Raw genomic sequence first — 15,981 nt, forward strand, 5'->3', positions numbered from 1 at the left:
GTGCAGTGGGCGGCGGTATGTTCGCGGCGATCGGTGCGAACATACCGCCGCCCACTGCACCCACCGCCACCGCCGCGAGGAAGCGGAGCGTCACCGCGGCGGCATCGGCATTGCGGGAGTGTCCAGCGATCATCCGGTCAGCCGACAAATGGGAAGGCCAGGGCGAGCATACCGATCACCGTCATCACCGCGCATACCATGGTGGCGGGAACCAGCGTGAAGCGCTGATGGTCGGCAAGGTCGATCCCGGCCAGGCTGACCAGCAGATAGGTGGAGGGGACCAGCGGGCTCAGCAGGTGGACCGGCTGACCCATCAGTGAGGCACGGGCGATCGCCATGGGCTCCACCCCGTAATGCGCGCCTGCTTCCGCCAGGATAGGCAACATCCCAAAGTAGAAGGCGTCGTTCGAGATAAAGAAGGTGAAGGGCAGGCTGAGCGCTGCGGTGATCGGCGCCATATAGGGGCCGAGTACGGGCGGGATCAGGCCGACCACCTCCTTGCTCATCGCTTCCACCATGCCGGTGCCGGACAGGATGCCGGTGAAGATGCCCGCCGCGAAAATCAGCGAGACGACCGACAGGACGTTGCCGGCATGGGCCGCGATCCGCTCCTTCTGCTCGGCGACCTGCGGATAGTTGACGATCATCGCCACTGCAAAGGCAAGCATCATCAGCACCGACAATGGCAGGATGCCAAGCACCAGCCCGGCCAGCAGCGCGATGGTCAATACGGCGTTGAACCAGCGCAGATGCGGCCGCCGCGCCTCCGGAAACTGCGACACCGCCATGCCGGTGAAGCTGGTCGGCTCGTTTGCGCGGACATGACCGATGCGTGCCCGCTCCCGACGCCCGAAATACACCGCCAGCGCGATCAGAAACGCCAGGCCGGCGATCATGCCGGGAATCAGCGGCAGGAACAGGGTGGCGGGGTCGAGCTTCAGGGCACTGGCGGCGCGGGCAGTGGGGCCGCCCCAGGGCGTCAGGTTCATGATGCCGCTGGTGCTCATCAACAGGCAGCACAGGTATAGGCGGTTCATGTCGTACCGCTTGTAGAGCGGCAGCAGTGCGGCAATGGTGATGATGTACGTGGTCGAACCGTCGCCATCCAGGCTGACCACTGCGCACAGCACGACTGTGCCGATCAGGATCTTCAACGGATCGCCGTGCACCATTCTCAGCAGCCGATTGACCAGCGGATCGAACAGGCCGGTGTCGGTCATGGTCGAGAAGAACAGGATTGCAAACAGCAGCATGACCCCGGTCGGCGCCAGGTTCTTGATGCCGTCGATCATCATGTCGCCGACGCCACTGGCGAAACCGGCGATCAATGCGAATGCGGTCGGCACGACGATCAGGGCGACCAGCGGGGTCATTCGCTTGGTCATGATCAGTGTCATGAAGGTGGCCACCATCAGGAAGCCGAGCAGGGCGAGGTTCATCGCATGGGTATCCGTGATGGAGGGGGATCAGAAGGTGACGGCGATGCGGCCGCTGAGCGTCTGGCCGTCGTCAGGGCCGATGAAGCGGCCGGACAGATTGTCGGTATGCCAGTGGATCACGTTCACCTGAAAACGGGTGAAGCTGTTCAGATACCAGTTGGCGCCGATCGTCGCGGCCCAGCCATCCCCGCCGGTCGCGATGTCGCGGAACGACAGGTTCTCGTACCGTGCGGTCAGTTCGATCGCGCCGGGGCCGCCATCGAAGATGGGATGCAACACGCGGGGCTGGCCGAAACTGCCAAGGCGCGGATTATAGGGCGGCAGATCGCCGGTGATGAACCACCCGCCCGATACGCTCCAGGCGCGCGTCTCGAAATCCTCGCGGCCACCATCCAGCCGGGCCTGCCGCTGCCCTGCCTCCACCATCAGCCAGGTCGGGCCGACATAGCCGCCCAGTTCCGCGCCGTAACCGGTGGTGCCAGTGCCCCCCGTCACGGGGCCGGTGGATACGCGCAGATTGCCATTGAAACGGCCGCCGATCACGGTGTTGCGCGTCAGCGTACCCGTGCCGGGCCGCAACGCCTCGTCAAAGCCCCATAGCCCCAGATGGAGCACGTTGCGGTCCGTCTTGATCGGGTTCCAATGCGCCCGCCCCAGCACCGTACGGTTGTCGCTGCGGGTCTGGTCGCCATCGATGCGGTCGCCGGTCACGGTCAGCGAGGCATGCCCCGTCTTCCAGAACAGGCGCGGCATCACCCCCAGCCCGTAAAAGGCGCGTTGCGGGATGATCGCGGTGGCGACCACGGTACGCTCCAGGAACGGCGTCGAATCCGACCCCGTCGAGCCCTCGAACCCGCGGTCGTTGAACAGGTGGCCGGCCCGCACGTCGTAATCGAGACCGGGTTTGATCTGGTTGCGCCAGCCGACAAAGGCGGTGACGATATCGACCTCGTTTTCCGAGAAATCGCTTTCGAATTGATAGAAGAAGTGCGTTCCCACCCCGCCCTCCAGACCCAGGCGCAGCGCGCGCATGCCGGTGGTGGTGAGATTGCGGTCGGCGTAGCGCGAACCGAAGGTCGTGCTGACATCGGTCAGGATGCGACCGCGCGGCTTGAACGTGAACACGCCGTCTGCCGAGTGGAAGACGGGCAGGCCCGCCCCCCATTCCGTCGTGACGCCCGCCACATTCTCCGCCGCCGCCCGCGCGCGTGTCACGTCGCGCTCGGCCGGGCCGGGCGGCACGAGCTGCGGCGCGAACGGCCGCGTGACGATCGCCGGCGGCTGGACCGGTTGCTGTTGCGCAACCGCGACCGGCGGCTCGACCGGATCGGGCGGAAGCGTGCTCCCCTGCCCCGATTGCGCCGAGGCCACGGGTGTTCCCGCCCCCTCCAGTCGCTCGATCCGGGCCCGCAACGCTGCGATCTCGGCGGCCTGTTCCCGCACCAGCGCCGCCAGATCGTTCTGGCTCGGCGCTTGTGCAAGCGACGGGGTTGCGGCGACGAGCGCGATCAGCGCACAGCCGGCGGATATCACCTTCATTTCACTTTTGCCCCTTCGGCGAGGATCGCATTCCATTCGGTCAGGAACCGGCGGCGCTTGATCGTATCGAGGTTGACGAGAAGCTGCGGCCCGACCCGGATCCGCCGTGCGCGCTCCGGCCCCAGCCGCGGCGCGGGAACATCGGCACGCACCGGAAACAGCCATTGCTGCCCCAGCAGCCGCTGACCGGCACGCGACAGCAGGAAATCGAGAAACAGCTTGGCGGCGGCAGGCCTGCGCGCATCGCGCGTGACAAAGGCGACGCGGGAGGCAACGATGGTATAATCGCGGGGGAAGACGACGCCGATCCTGGGGTCGCGCCGAACACGGGTCAGCGCATAGGGCCCGACGACGTTATAGGCGATGGCCGCCCGCCCGCTGGCCACCGCATCCAGCATCGGCTCGGTCGTCCGGGACAGGATCGGCCGGGTCGCCGCGATCGCCCCCAGCAGCGAGCGTGTATCGCGCGTGATCGACAGGTCTTCGGTAAGGAAGAGATAGCCGACATTCGACCGTGCCGGATCATAGGTGGCGACGCGGGTCGTGAGCGCCGCGCGCCGCGTACGCAACAGACGCTCGAACGCCTCATGCGTCCGTGGCACCATCGCCGGCGGGATCAGGCGCTTGTTGTACACGAAGCCGACGGGTTCGGCGGTCACCCCATAGCCCATGTTCTTCCACACCGCCGCGGGCGGCAGCGCAGGCTTTTCCGGGCTTTGATAGGCCTGGGCATAGCCATCGTTGATCAGCTTGGCCTGAAGATCCATCGCGGACGACCAGACCAGATCGGCGGTCGGGCGGCCGGCGCGCATCTCGGCCAGGAGACGGCGATAGATTTCGCGCGATTCCAGGTCTTCATACTGAATGGCGATGCCCGGATAGGCCCGGCGAAAGGCGGCGATCACCGGCGCCATCGCCGCGGCATCGGCATTGCCGTAAACGCGCGCACCGCGCTCGGCCCGCGCCTCTGCCACCAGCGTGTCATAGGATCGCGGATATCCCGCCGGCCGCTCCGCCGGCGCGGCCGAGGCGGCGCCCAGCAACAGCAGCAATGGAATCACGTAACGCATCTTCCGGCTCCTCTCGCTCCCCGTCTCTTTGTTCGGGTAAGCTGATCGCCATGCGCTATACGGCCAACCTGTCATTCACCTTTCACGGCGGAGTTCGGCGTTGCGCATCCTGATCATCGAGGACGATGCACCGCTGGCGCGCGGCATCGTCGCCCTGCTGCGCGGTGCCGGGCACGCGGTCGATCACGTCGCCAATGGTGCGGATGCGTTGGCGGTGATCGCGGACGAGCCCTATGCGCTCGTGATTCTGGACGTCGGATTGCCCGATATCGACGGGTTCGAGGTGCTGGCGACGCTGCGTCGACGCGGCGAACGCGTGCCGGTCCTGATGCTGACCGCACGCGACGGACTGGATGACCGGGTGCGCGGCCTGGACCTGGGCGCGGACGATTATCTGCGCAAACCGTTCGCGCCGGAGGAACTGGAGGCCCGTATCCGCGCGCTCGGCCGGCGGCGGGGCGGCGACCCGACGCCGGAACTCCGCATCGGCACGCTGGCGCTCAACCGCTCCACCGGCGAGGCGCGCATCGGCGATCGCGTGCTGGACCTCCGGCGCCGCGAATGGGCCGTGCTCGATGCGCTCGCCACGCGCGCGGGGCAGATCGTCCTGCGGGAAGTTCTGCAGGCCGAGGTGTTCGGCTTCGACGAACCGGTCGGCCCGAACGCGATCGAGGTGAACGTCGCCCGCCTGCGCAGCAAGCTGTCTCCCGATGGACCAACGGTGCGCACGGTGCGCGGCGTCGGCTATATGCTCGATGCCGGTTGACGGCTCGACAAACGCACTGGCGCTGCGCACCCGGTTGCTGGCAGCGATCATCGCACCGCTGCTCGGCATCGCGGTGGCCCTCGGCGTGGCCGGCGCCACGCTGATCGCGGATGTCGTGCGCCGGACCAACGACCGCGTGCTGGGCGGCGCGCTTGGCGCGATTGCGGAAACGGTGCAGGTTGAACGGGGCGAGGTTACGCTGGACCTGCCCGCCGCCGCCTTCGGCATGCTCGAGAATTCGGAGCGCGATAACGTCTATTACCGGGTGGCGGTGGGGTCGCGGCTGCTCACCGGCTATGCCGATCTGCCGCCGCCGCGCGCCGGCGATCTGGCGATCGACGTGCCACGTTTCCGTTTCGCCCGATATCGTGACCAGGGGATTCGCATCGCAGAGGTGCGGCGCGCGTTGCCGCGGATCGATGAGCCGGTGATCGTGCAGGTGGCGGAGACGCTGAGCAACCGCTCGGTCCTGCGCAACCGCCTGCTGGTCGCACTCGTGCTCGGCGAAGTTGCGCTGGTGGGCATGGCGATGCTGCTCATCCGCCCCGCCCTGGCCTGGAGCCTGCGTCCGCTCGCCCGGCTGCGCGGCGCGGTCGCCGCGCGCGATACCCGCGCCACGCCGGACCTTTCCGCGATCCAGGCCGGTCCCTTGCCGACCGAATTACGGCCGCTGGCAGATGCGTTCAGCAATCTGCTGGCGCGGCTGGACACGGCGACCACGGGGGTGCGGCGATTCACCTCCGATGCCTCGCACCAGATGCGCACGCCGCTGGCCGCATTGAAGGTCCAGGTCGCCTTGGCCCGGCGCGGCGACCCTGACGCATTGAAGGAGATCGCGGACACCGCCGATCGGCTGGAACGTCTTGTCACGCAGTTGCTGGCCCTGGCGCGTGCCGATGAGGGGGGTGCCGCCCCGCCGCTCGAACGCGTCAGCCTGCGCGAAGTGGCGGTGGCCGTCATCAACCGGCGGATCGGCCAGGCCATCGACGCGGGCGTCGAGATCCATCTGGATGCGCCATCCGATATCGAGATTGCGGGCTACCGTACCCTGCTGTTCGAGGTGATATCCAACCTTGTGGACAACGCCATCCGCTACAATCGCGCCGGCGGCATGGTCACCATCGCGGTGACGGCCGAGCCGCAGGGCGCGCGTGTCATCGTCGCCGATGATGGACCGGGGGTGCCGGACGCCGATCTCGACCGGCTCGGCGATCGCTTCGTCCGTCTGGCCGCCGGCACGGGGCCGGACGGGAGCGGCCTGGGTCTCGCCATCGTGCGGTCGGCGGCGCAGCGGCTGGGCGCAACCGTCAGCATCATCAACACGCATCCCGGCCTTCGCTGCACGCTGCTGTTCGCCGGGTGAGACGGCCGGGTGCGACCTACCGCAACGTCGCGACGATCCCCGCCATCTCGAACACCGTTGCCTGCGCATCCAGTGACAGGCCGCGCGCAGCGCCGCTCAGATCGCGCGCCGCGGCATAGGCATCCAGCGCCACCTTCAGGGCGGCCCCGTCGCGTTGCCGCGCTTCGCCGGCGATAAAGGCCGGCACACGGTCCAGAAACGCCTCGTAGCGCCGCTGCGCAGCCTTGGGCGCCAGCACCCGTGCCAGCTTTGCGCGTCGACCATTGCTCGGGTCGCCCGTTGCGGCGATATCGGCAATCGCGGCATCAAGCTCCGGCAGGTCCAGCCCGGCAAAGCGCAGCGCCTGTCCGGGCGCGCCCTCCGCCGCCCGCACCAGCGTCGCGATCTCGGTCTCCTCGGCTTCCGGCAATTGCTCGCGCAGCACGCGCGCCACCGCGTCATCGTCCAGCCGCTCCAGCCGCAACACGCGACACCGCGAACGGATCGTCGGCAAAAGCCGTCCGGGCGCGTGGCTGACCAGCAGGAAAACCGTGCCCGCCGGCGGCTCCTCCAAATTCTTGAGCAGCGCGTTGGCCCCGCTGCGCTCCAGATCGTCGATCGCATCGATCAGCACGACACGCGCCGGCCCCATCGCCGGTGCGGTGGCGAACATCGGCTGCAGCGTGCGCACCTGCGCGATCGTGATCGACCGGGCCAGATCCTGGTCCGGCTTGTCCGCATCCTTGGGCAGACGCTGCAAAACCCGGAAATCGGGGTGCGATCCCGCTTCGAACAGCGTGCGGCTCGGATGCCCCGCCGGCACCGACAGCCCCGGCGGAAGCGCCCCCTGCCCGCTCGCCTCCGCCAGCATGCGCAGCGCCGCCATGCGTGCGAACCGCGCCTTGCCGACCCCCTCGGGGCCGGTCAGCAACCACGCATGATGCAGCTTCGATCCGGCCAGCGCCGCGGCGAACGCGTCCTGCGCCGCGGCGTGGCCGATCACCGCGCTCATCAGCCGAAGAGCGAGGTCAGCCCGGACCAGGCGCGGCCGAAGAACCCGGCTTCGTCCACATCCTTTTCCGCGACCAGCGGCAGGCGCTGTGCGGGCATGTCGGGTGCGGTGATGACCAGATCGGCGATGTGCTGCCCCGCCTTGATCGGTGCCTTGACCGGCCCCTGATACACGACCTTTGCGCCCAGTTCGGGTGCCAGGCCGGCAGGCAACGTCACCGTCAGCGCACGCGGCGCGATCAGTCCCACGGTCGAGGACGAGCCGAGTTGCACGTCGGCCTCGGATACCTTGCGCCCCTTGGCGACCACGGGCTTGGACTGCCAGGCACGGAAGCCCCATTCCATGAATCGCACGGATTCGTTGGCGCGGCCGGTGAAGGTCGGCAGCCCCGCCATCACCATCACCAGCCGGCGACCATTCTGCTCGGCCGATCCGGTGAAGCCATAGCCGGCTTCCTCGGTATGCCCGGTCTTCAGGCCGTCCGCCCCCGCGACACGACCCAGCAGCGGATCGCGATTGGCCTGGGTGATGGCGTTGCCGCCCATCGTCTTGCCCCAGGTGAAATCACGCCGCGAGTAGAACTGCTTGTAGAGCTTGGGGTGGTCCTCGATCGTGTGCTGGGCCAGATCGGCCAGATCGCGCGCGGTGACATAGGTGACGCCGCCGTCGGGCCAGCCGTTCGACGTGCCGAAATGGCTGTTGTCCAGGCCGATCTTCTTGGCCGTGCGGTTCATCCGCTCGGTGAAGGACGGCTCGTCGCCGGAGATATGCTCGGCCAGCACCACGCAGGCATCGTTGCCCGACAGCGTCACGATACCGTACAACAGGTTGGCGACGCTCACCTGCTCGCCGGCGGACAGGAACATCGTCGATCCTGCCTGCGGTCCGTGCCACTTCGCCCAGGTCTCGGGGCGGACGGTGACCATGTCGGTCAGCTTCATCTCGCCGCGCTTGATCAGGTCGAACGCCACATAGACGGTCATCATCTTGGCCATCGATGCCGGTGGCATGCGCCGGTCGGCGTCGCGCTCAAACAGGATGGCGTCCGACGACAGGTCCTTCAGGAATGCGACCGGCGCCTCCGTCTGGAACTGCGGGGCCGCGGCGATCGAGGGATAGGCGAGCGCGACCGCCATGATGGGGGCGATCAGGGGGGCGACGATCAGCTTCTTCATGGATTATCCGTCAATTCGCGAAAGGTTGGCATTGTCCCCGGGCAGGGCCGATCGTCTGCATAGCCGGGCATGGTGGTTCCGTCACCTGCCCGTTTCCGTGTTCTCAGCCCTCGATCGCGTCGGCCAGCAGCCCGACCGACAGCGCGTAGAAGTTCGAGCAGTTGTAATCCAGAATGACGCGGTAGTTGCCGGTCAACAGATAGGCGGTCGCCCCCTCCCCATCCGGCTCCATCAACGTCGCCAGCACGTCACCGGCGGGCCAGGCCCGTCCTTGCGGCACGATGCCCAGTGCGCGCCATTCCGCCATCGTCCGCCAGCCGCTGTGACGCTGGAACACACGCGGGCAGCGCGGGCTGACCAGCGTGTTGCGCACCTCCGACCGGTCGAAGCTGCCCGGCACGCTCACCGCAAAGCCCCAGGGCTGTCCGGGGCGCCAGCCGGCATTGGTGAAGTAATTGCCGATCGACGCCAGCGTGTCCGCCTCGCTGTTCCAGATGTCGGCGCGACCATCGCCGTCGCCGTCCCGCGCCAGCCGCAGGTAGATGGATGGCAGGAACTGCGGATTGCCGGTCGCGCCGGCCCAGCTCCCCTTCAACTGCTCGCGCGATACGCCGCGATCCATCATTTTCAGCGCCGCGATGAACTCTCCCTGGAACAACGGCCGACGCCGCCCTTCATAGGCCAGGCTGGCGAGCGAGCGGAGCAGATCGAAATTGCCGGTATAGGATCCGTAATTGGTTTCGTGCCCCCAGATCGCGACCATGATCGATTCCGGTACGCCGGTCTCGCGTTCGATCCGCGACAGGCGCGGGCGCTGCGCCAGATATTTGCTCCGTCCCCGGCTGATCCGCGCGGCATCGACATGCGCCGCCTTGTACGGTGCGAAGGGCGAAAACGACGTGCTCGTGCTGCTCCCCGGCTGCTGCCTATCCAGTTCGATTACCCGCATATTCAGCGTCAGCGTGGGCAACACGGCATCCAGCGTGCGCGCGCTTACCCCTTCCCTCGCGGCGACGCTCCGCACCTCACCCAGATAAGCCTGAAAGCCGGCCTCATCCTGCGCGCATGCGGGAACGGCTCCGGCAAACACTGCGACAAACGATACAGCGAACTGGCGCCAGCTGCGCACGAGATCCATCCCCCACATGCCCGCCCAACTGCCACAATGATCGCGAACCCGAAACCTCTTGTCGTCGTGGGCCTTGCACTATCGACCGTACCCGGCCTATCGCACCCCCACCACACCCCCCGGAGAGGTGGCCGAGTGGTTTAAGGCAGCGGTCTTGAAAACCGCCGTGGGTTAACGCCCACCGTGGGTTCGAATCCCACCCTCTCCGCCATGGCTGCTTATGTTGCCGTTCATGACCCCGATGATCCCGGCGAGAACTGTAAGGGTCACATTACGCCGGAAGCGGCAACATCCAGAGCGTGCTTTCACCCGTCACGAACAATCGCGTCTGGTCTTCATCAAAGGCGCAGTTGCTGCATAGACCCGGCGTCGGCACCGTCGCTATATGATGACCAGCTCCATTGAACACCTCGATGCCGCGGGCCGAACTGCTCCACAGCCAACCACGCCGATCAATCGTGAACCCATCCGGTATCCCTTTGGGCATCACCGCAAAGCGGCGGCGGCCTGACAAGCGTTCACCGTCCCAATCAAAGGCGAATATGGCCACCTCCCCCTCACCATGTTGCGGTGTCTGCGACACGTAAAAAGTGCCGCCGTCCGGCGAAAAGCCGAGCCCATTCGGCTGAACAATCTCGACGACGCGGTGGGTCACCCCGTCCGTGCCGATGCGGCATATCGCAGTCTGCGCGCTCTGCGATTTGGCGGGCACGCCCTGCTGAGGGTTTTCAAGGCCAAAGGTCGGATCACTGAACCAGATAGATCCATCGTCGGCAATCGTGATGTCGTTGGGCGCGTTAAGGCGAGTGCCATCGACATGACTGGCGATAACCACAGGCACACCAACCCCGTCGGAGCGACTGACCGCGCGCCGCCCATGCTCGCAGTGGAGCAATGCTCCATCAGGCGCGACCGCATTGCCGTTTATGAACGGCGTCGCATCAAGCAAAACATCAACCGCACCATCCTCGCGCCAGCCAAGCACCCTGCGACCGATCACGTCGCTCCAGACCAGGGTTTGCTCTCGCGGCCACCATGCCGGCCCCTCACTCCAGCTCGCCTGATCGTAGAGAGTCAGGAGACGTGCCCCGCCAAGAACCAGCCGCGCCTCTGCAGAGTGTATCTGCACGGGCGACACATCCGTTAGCAAAGGCGGTCCCGGCTGACGCAGCCGGGCCGGCATCAACCCTGCGGGATCGACCGCAAGCACGGCCTCAGCATCGACCGACATCATCCACCAAACGGATCGCGCGTCTGCGCTGCAGGCGATACGGCGAACTGCAGCAACAGTTGGAAGCAGGGTTCATCACCGAGCTGCCCAGAGCGATGGCCCTTATTGCCGGTCGTCTGCTGTTCCTGCCCGAAATGAATGTCACCCGGTCCCATTTCAACGCGACTCCCATCCATAGTTTCGATGAACCAGCGACCGCGGAGCGGGACCACCCATTGCGGTTGTGGACTTTCGTGCCAATCCCCGACCCAGCCAACTGGAAGGATCGCGAAGTTCACCGCCGCAATTTCTCCCGGAAAGGGGCGCATCCACTGCGGGGCAGCCTTGCCACCGACGCTGCTCATGCCAAAGCCGGTCATGCACGACAGGTCGATCCGGCTGGTTCCGTTTGGCGTGGTCCACATGTGCAGAAACGGCAAAGCGGGCGGGCGATCAGGATCACGACCATCGTTATCCAAGGCAAGTGTGGTAGGAAGGTCGGCGTTCGCCTCATGGTTTCGCATGATCCGCCCTTTACGAAATGGTGGATCATAAACCCTAGGGTAGTGCTCCGGTTGCAACCGGTTGCAGATAACATGATCAGGCATCATCCTAATGCCTCAGTTCACTGAGCATCAACGAAGTTATTCGCTTCGCAGCAAACCAAAATTTGTCAGATATGTCAGATACTTGGACCTCACCCAGAATCCATCCCGCGTTGGCGCCGAAATGGAATGCATCTCAGCTCCTTGCCGCACGACTGAGTTAGCACAAGCCAGGCTTTCGCTATGCATCAATGTTATAAATTACTCGATAATCTAGTAATGCAGCTGGCTATCAAAATGCCCGGTTCTTTCCACCGGTAAGGGGGAGCGCGAAGCTCAGAACACAATCCAACTCTCTATCAAACATGACGCCATGACAAGATACGCTCATTTTACTTGTCGCAATCCCCAATTATCGTAAACAAAGTGAACTACGCCTAGACAGAAATGACCATTATCCAAGACTTCTACTTTGCTCTCTAGATAATTTTGGGGAAGCAGGTGGTGGGGCACGGGGATTTGAGGAACGAGTTGATGGAAAGGACCAAGCAGGGGGCGAGGCAGGTGCAGTTGGATGTCGGCAGCGCCAAGGCGGGTGGCGGCAATTGTTGTGTCTTTCGAAAAGTTTAAAAGGTCGAATTTCGTGGAAAGATCGACGGCGAGGTCCGTGGCCATGCGGCGGTCTGCGTGGACGCTTCCCGAGAGATCGGCGGCATGGTTCTGCCACGCGGCGTCCAGCAGTTGCGCCAGTTTCGACGTGGATTCGGGATGAAGTGCGGTTTCCACGAGAAGGCGATTATCGTCCGGGATCGCGATATGCGCATGCTCCTCCAACAGCCGCAGCGTGGATTCTAGCTGAAGACGATCGCGATAGACTTTGCTGCCCAGGCCGTGACCAGAGGTGGCCATGAGGTCGCGATTGGCGGGACGGAGGATCAGGACGCGGGCCTGGGCATGGGTGCCCCGGTCGTCGCGGGCGTGTCGATGAAGACGGCCGATGCGCTGAAGCAGCACGTCCATCGGTGCCAGATCGGTGATGAGGAAATCGGCATCGATGTCGAGCGATTGTTCGAGCGTCTGGGTGCCGACCAGCACCTGCCCGCGGGCCGGCCTGCCCTTGCCGAAAGCTGTCTCCACCGCCGCGTCGAGCAGCCGCCGGTCGCCGGGCGCGAAGCGGCCGTGGTGAACGGTGGGAACATCCTCGACACAGAAGGCAAGTTCCGGCGTGAGCGTGTTCACCGCCTGCGCGACCTGAACCGCGCCGGTGACGGTGTTGCGTACGACCAGCACCGACGCGCCGGGGCGCGCTGCTGCGACGGCGCGTGCGGCAATGGCGGCGGGGTCGGCAATCAGCCCGGCAGTCTCGATCGCCACATGCTTGGACGCGCGCGCGGCGGGAGTGACGGCGCGCAAGGGCGCATCGCGACCCGACAGCGCGGGATAGGGCAGCGCCCGCGCCTCCGCGAGCGACGGCAGCGGGGCCTTGAGCAGACGCGCCCTCGCCTCCGCTCCCAAGGTCGCCGACAGGAGGAGCGTCCGCCCCCCGACGGCGACGTGGTTGTCGAGCAGATGTTCGAGCAGCGTGGACATATAGGTGTCCGAGGCATGGACCTCGTCCACCACCAACAGGCTGCGCGCCAGTGCGCCGGTGCGGAACAAGGCGTGCTTGACTGGCAGCACGCCGAGCAGCGCCTGATCGATCGTGCCGACAGCCACCCGCGCAGCAAGGAAGTTCTTGGCCCGCTCGGCTGCCCAGCGATGATCGTCAGTGCCTCCGGGCTCGCCATCGTCCCAGCGCACTTCATAGCCCGGCAGTTCCTGCCCCTGGGTTTCGCCCGCGACAAGATAGCCGGGAACGGCCAGAACCGCCTCCGGTGCCCCTTCCCCCCAGACGCGCTTCAAGACATCGTTGACGCGCTTGTGAAGCTGAACGGCCGCCGCGCGGGTGGGCAGTGCGAAATACAGCCCGTCCACCTCGCCACGGCGGCGGAGTTCCAGCCAGTGCCATAGCGCGGCCTCGGTCTTGCCCGATCCGGTTTCCGCCTCGATCAATGCGACGGGGCCGAAATCATCGGCGGCGGCCTCCTGCTGAAAGCCGTGCGGCGTGCGATCGAAGGCGGCGTGAAAGTCGCCCCCGGGTGTCGGCGAGGGCAACAGGCCGCGCATCGCTACCGCATCCCGCGCCTGTTCTGCGCGCAACGCGTGACGCGCTGCGCCGTGGTGGCCCGCCACGGGAAAACGCCGCGTGTCCGACCCGATCCAGTCGGCCAGTGTCACCAACCCGGCGAAAAGCGCTACGAAACGCGGGGCATCCGGCAGCGGTTCGCCCGGTTCCCATGCGAGCGGCCAGTGCGCGCGAACGGCGGCAATCAAGGCGACGACATGGGCCCCCGGATCGTCATCGCCGATCGGCATCCAGTGCTTGTTGTGCGGCATCCACAGCTTGCTCTCTCTTTCGTTGGCCCCATGACGAAACTCAGCAAGCGGTATTCCATGATGCGCCATCACTGCCGCAAAATGCTGCCTCGCACCCCATGCGCCGATGAACGTGCGCAGGGCGGCGGCAGCAGGACCGGTCTTCAACTTCGAATGGTAGAACAAGGCCGCGACCTGCCCGGTGTGACCGATCCGGGTCCTGTGCGGATCGATCCGCGCCTGGAAACCGCGATTGGCCTTGCCAAGATCGTGCAGCGCGGCCAGCGCCGCCAGGCGGGCATGATCCTGCGGGGTCAGCGGTCGTCCCGCAGCCGTGGTGAGCGCAAGCGCCCAGGCGCTGCCCGACAGCAACGCCTCCATCGCGACACCGACGTCGAGGCAGTGATCGATCAACGGCAGCGCCGCCGCAACCGTGCCGTCGTCGTTTCGGATCAGCTTCGCCCATGGCACGTCCGCATGCGCTGCCGTCATGATCCTGCCCCCCCTGCCGATTCCCAGCGCATCTATTCCAGAACGGCAATGGCCCCGGCAAGCGGCAGCCCGGTTCTGATCCGGATTGGAGCAATCACCACCCGGTGACCCGGAAGCTGCAGAAATGGAGTCAACCGCAGTTGTTTCGACCGGCGCCGAACGCCACCGCAACCCCGGATGGAAGGAGCGCCGCCACGTGGATGAACCGAAAGGAAGCCGCGCTGCCGCCGCATCGGCGTCCGGGCCGGCAATGGGTCAGTTCGTGTCGCTGCGTGGCCGGTTGTGGCTGGTGGAAGGGCAACCGGATACACCGTTCGACGGTCACCGGCTGGCATGCGTCGACGACGATGCCAGCGGCGAGGATGCGCAAGTGCTGTGGAGCGCCGAGGTGGATGCGCAACTACGCGACGAAGAAGCCTGGACCTCGCTGGCAAGCGGTGGCGGCGATGCCGAGACCTTTTCCGCCTATCTACGCACGGTTCGCTGGCGCACCGCGACCGCCGCCGAGCGCGACCTGTTCCAGGCACCGTTTCGGGCCGGCATCCGGCTCGACCCATATCAGTTGCTGCCGCTGCGCAAGGCGCTGCGCCTGCCGCGTGTGAACCTGTTGATCGCGGACGATGTCGGGCTGGGCAAGACGGTCGAGGCCGGGCTGGTGCTGCGCGAGATGCTGCTCAGGCGGCGGGTGGACTATATGGTGGTGCTGGCGCCCGCGGCGATGACCGGCCAGTGGCGCGACGAGCTGCAGAGCAAGTTCGGCCTGTCGTTCGAGATCGTCGACCGCCAGCATCTGGAGGCCCTGCGTCGACGACGCGGATATGGCGCAAACCCCTGGGCGACAGGATCGCGCTTCATCCTGTCGCACCGCTTGCTGGGTGACGAGGCCTATGTCGCGGGACTTCGCGACGTACTGGAGGATTTCCGCGCCCGGTCACTCCTGATCCTGGACGAAGCGCATCACGCAGCGCCCGCCGGCGGGGGGCGCTATGCGGTGGAGAGCCAGTTCACCCGCAGCCTTCGTGACCTGTCCGACCGGTTCGAACACCGGCTGTTCCTGTCGGCGACGCCGCATAACGGGCATCCGAACAGCTTTGCCACGCTGCTGGAACTGCTCGATCCGCAGCGCTTCACGCGTGGGGTCCCGGTGAGACCTGCCGATCTGGAGCCGGTGATGGTCCGCCGGCTGAAGAGCGATCTGCGGGCACTGGGCGAAGCGTTTCCGACGCGGGTGGTGAAGCAGGTGGTGATCGACGGGCTGACGCCCGATGCCGCTGAACTGCGGCTGGCCGCGATGCTGGCGGAGTATCGCGCCCTGCGGGAGCGGCGGATCGGGGCGTTGAGCGCGGGGCAGCGTGCGCGGGCGCGGCTGGCGTGTGTGGGGTTGCAGCAGCGCTTGCTATCCTCGGTGCCGGCGTTCGCGCGGACGTTGCGGGTGCATCTGGCCGGGCTGGATCGGTTGATCGCGGGCGAGGCGGCGCGGCCGGTGGTCGAGGGGGACGATGGCGAGGCGCCGGAGCGGGCGGACGAAGAGGACGACGCACTGGCGCGGCTGGAGCGCGCGGATGCGACGCGGGCCGAGGCGGCCGCCATGGCGGGGGGCGGTGCGACGGAACAGTTGACCGCAGAGCGTGACCTGGCGGCGGCGATGCTGGCGGTGGCGGAGAGCGCGAAGACCGCACCCGATGCGCGTATCCGCTGGATCATCGACTGGGCGCGGGCGAACCTGCTCGATGCGGAGGGACGCTGGCGTGACCGGCGGCTGATCCTGTTCACCGAATATGAGGACACGCGGCGCTGGTTGCAGCGGCAATTGTCGGTATTGCTCGACCCCGCCGACGCCCACGAAG

General features: G+C 66.3%; 12 protein-coding genes and 1 tRNA gene. 4 read left to right on the plus strand and 9 right to left on the minus strand.

What is annotated here, in order from left to right; all coding sequences use genetic code 11:
* Positions 1–137: 137 nt before the first annotated feature.
* The 3 genes from Q0U08_RS09770 to Q0U08_RS09780 are packed head-to-tail and all read right to left on the minus strand — an operon-like array spanning position 138 to position 4,048.
* Complete coding sequence (locus tag Q0U08_RS09770) at positions 138–1,439, minus strand: CitMHS family transporter (RefSeq protein WP_298091262.1); 1,302 nt, start codon at positions 1,437–1,439, stop codon at positions 138–140.
* A gap of 27 nt (positions 1,440–1,466) precedes the next feature.
* Positions 1,467–2,978 (minus strand): porin, encoded by a 1,512-nt coding sequence (locus Q0U08_RS09775; protein WP_298091263.1) that lies wholly within the window; start codon positions 2,976–2,978, stop codon positions 1,467–1,469.
* Complete coding sequence (locus Q0U08_RS09780) at positions 2,975–4,048, minus strand: ABC transporter substrate-binding protein (protein WP_298091264.1); 1,074 nt, start codon at positions 4,046–4,048, stop codon at positions 2,975–2,977. The genes Q0U08_RS09775 and Q0U08_RS09780 overlap by 4 nt, the downstream gene beginning before the upstream one ends.
* Before the next feature lie 100 nt (positions 4,049–4,148).
* Here Q0U08_RS09780 and Q0U08_RS09785 point away from each other — a divergent pair, with 100 nt between their 5' ends.
* Both Q0U08_RS09785 and Q0U08_RS09790 read left to right on the plus strand, forming a co-directional pair.
* A complete protein-coding gene (locus tag Q0U08_RS09785) occupies positions 4,149–4,814 on the plus strand; it encodes a response regulator (protein ID WP_298091265.1) in 666 nt (221 codons plus the stop codon).
* Positions 4,804–6,177 (plus strand): sensor histidine kinase, encoded by a 1,374-nt coding sequence (locus tag Q0U08_RS09790; protein ID WP_298091266.1) that lies wholly within the window; start codon positions 4,804–4,806, stop codon positions 6,175–6,177. The genes Q0U08_RS09785 and Q0U08_RS09790 overlap by 11 nt, the downstream gene beginning before the upstream one ends.
* Before the next feature lie 16 nt (positions 6,178–6,193).
* Here Q0U08_RS09790 and Q0U08_RS09795 read toward each other — a convergent pair whose 3' ends face one another.
* The 3 genes from Q0U08_RS09795 to Q0U08_RS09805 form a co-directional block, all read right to left on the minus strand.
* A complete protein-coding gene (locus Q0U08_RS09795; RefSeq protein ID WP_298091267.1) occupies positions 6,194–7,168 on the minus strand; it encodes an AAA family ATPase in 975 nt (324 codons plus the stop codon).
* Positions 7,168–8,343 carry a D-alanyl-D-alanine carboxypeptidase family protein gene (locus Q0U08_RS09800; RefSeq protein WP_298091268.1) on the minus strand — a complete coding sequence of 392 codons (1,176 nt, stop codon included), beginning with the start codon at positions 8,341–8,343 and terminating at the stop codon, positions 7,168–7,170. The genes Q0U08_RS09795 and Q0U08_RS09800 overlap by 1 nt, the downstream gene beginning before the upstream one ends.
* A gap of 103 nt (positions 8,344–8,446) precedes the next feature.
* Positions 8,447–9,481 carry a lytic transglycosylase domain-containing protein gene (locus Q0U08_RS09805; RefSeq protein ID WP_298091269.1) on the minus strand — a complete coding sequence of 345 codons (1,035 nt, stop codon included), beginning with the start codon at positions 9,479–9,481 and terminating at the stop codon, positions 8,447–8,449.
* A 112-nt stretch (positions 9,482–9,593) separates the two neighbouring features.
* On the opposite strand from Q0U08_RS09805, the gene Q0U08_RS09810 reads away from it, so the two are divergent.
* A tRNA-Ser gene (locus Q0U08_RS09810) sits at positions 9,594–9,683 on the plus strand.
* 60 nt (positions 9,684–9,743) lie between these two features.
* Here the strand turns inward: Q0U08_RS09810 and Q0U08_RS09815 are convergent.
* The 3 genes from Q0U08_RS09815 to cas3 form a co-directional block, all read right to left on the minus strand.
* Positions 9,744–10,706, minus strand: coding sequence for an SMP-30/gluconolactonase/LRE family protein (locus Q0U08_RS09815; protein ID WP_298091270.1), 963 nt, complete (start codon positions 10,704–10,706; stop codon positions 9,744–9,746).
* Positions 10,703–11,206, minus strand: coding sequence for a hypothetical protein (locus Q0U08_RS09820; RefSeq protein ID WP_298091271.1), 504 nt, complete (start codon positions 11,204–11,206; stop codon positions 10,703–10,705). Before Q0U08_RS09820 ends, Q0U08_RS09815 begins: the two co-directional genes overlap by 4 nt.
* A gap of 408 nt (positions 11,207–11,614) precedes the next feature.
* A complete protein-coding gene (cas3, locus tag Q0U08_RS09825) occupies positions 11,615–14,134 on the minus strand; it encodes a CRISPR-associated helicase Cas3' (protein ID WP_298091272.1) in 2,520 nt (839 codons plus the stop codon).
* A gap of 196 nt (positions 14,135–14,330) precedes the next feature.
* Between cas3 and Q0U08_RS09830 the strand changes: the two genes are divergently transcribed.
* On the plus strand, positions 14,331–15,981 hold a 1,651-nt coding region (locus tag Q0U08_RS09830; protein ID WP_298091273.1), incomplete at its 3' end, for an SNF2-related protein.

The sequence above is a fragment of the uncultured Sphingomonas sp. genome, from assembly GCF_946477935.1.
Lineage (GTDB): Bacteria > Pseudomonadota > Alphaproteobacteria > Sphingomonadales > Sphingomonadaceae > Sphingomonas.

What these genes read in the sequence shown, in the direction of transcription:
- Q0U08_RS09770 (WP_298091262.1), bottom strand. Translation starts at nt 1,439, where the DNA reads ATGAACCTCGCCCTGCTCGGCTTCCTGATGGTGGCCACCTTCATGACA.
- Q0U08_RS09800 (WP_298091268.1), bottom strand. Translation starts at nt 8,343, where the DNA reads ATGAAGAAGCTGATCGTCGCCCCCCTGATCGCCCCCATCATGGCGGTC.
- Q0U08_RS09815 (WP_298091270.1), bottom strand. Translation starts at nt 10,706, where the DNA reads ATGATGTCGGTCGATGCTGAGGCCGTGCTTGCGGTCGATCCCGCAGGG.
- Q0U08_RS09805 (WP_298091269.1), bottom strand. Translation starts at nt 9,481, where the DNA reads ATGGATCTCGTGCGCAGCTGGCGCCAGTTCGCTGTATCGTTTGTCGCA.
- Q0U08_RS09790 (WP_298091266.1), top strand. Translation starts at nt 4,804, where the DNA reads ATGCCGGTTGACGGCTCGACAAACGCACTGGCGCTGCGCACCCGGTTG.
- Q0U08_RS09795 (WP_298091267.1), bottom strand. Translation starts at nt 7,168, where the DNA reads ATGAGCGCGGTGATCGGCCACGCCGCGGCGCAGGACGCGTTCGCCGCG.
- Q0U08_RS09820 (WP_298091271.1), bottom strand. Translation starts at nt 11,206, where the DNA reads ATGCGAAACCATGAGGCGAACGCCGACCTTCCTACCACACTTGCCTTG.
- cas3 (WP_298091272.1), bottom strand. Translation starts at nt 14,134, where the DNA reads ATGACGGCAGCGCATGCGGACGTGCCATGGGCGAAGCTGATCCGAAAC.
- Q0U08_RS09780 (WP_298091264.1), bottom strand. Translation starts at nt 4,048, where the DNA reads ATGCGTTACGTGATTCCATTGCTGCTGTTGCTGGGCGCCGCCTCGGCC.
- Q0U08_RS09775 (WP_298091263.1), bottom strand. Translation starts at nt 2,978, where the DNA reads ATGAAGGTGATATCCGCCGGCTGTGCGCTGATCGCGCTCGTCGCCGCA.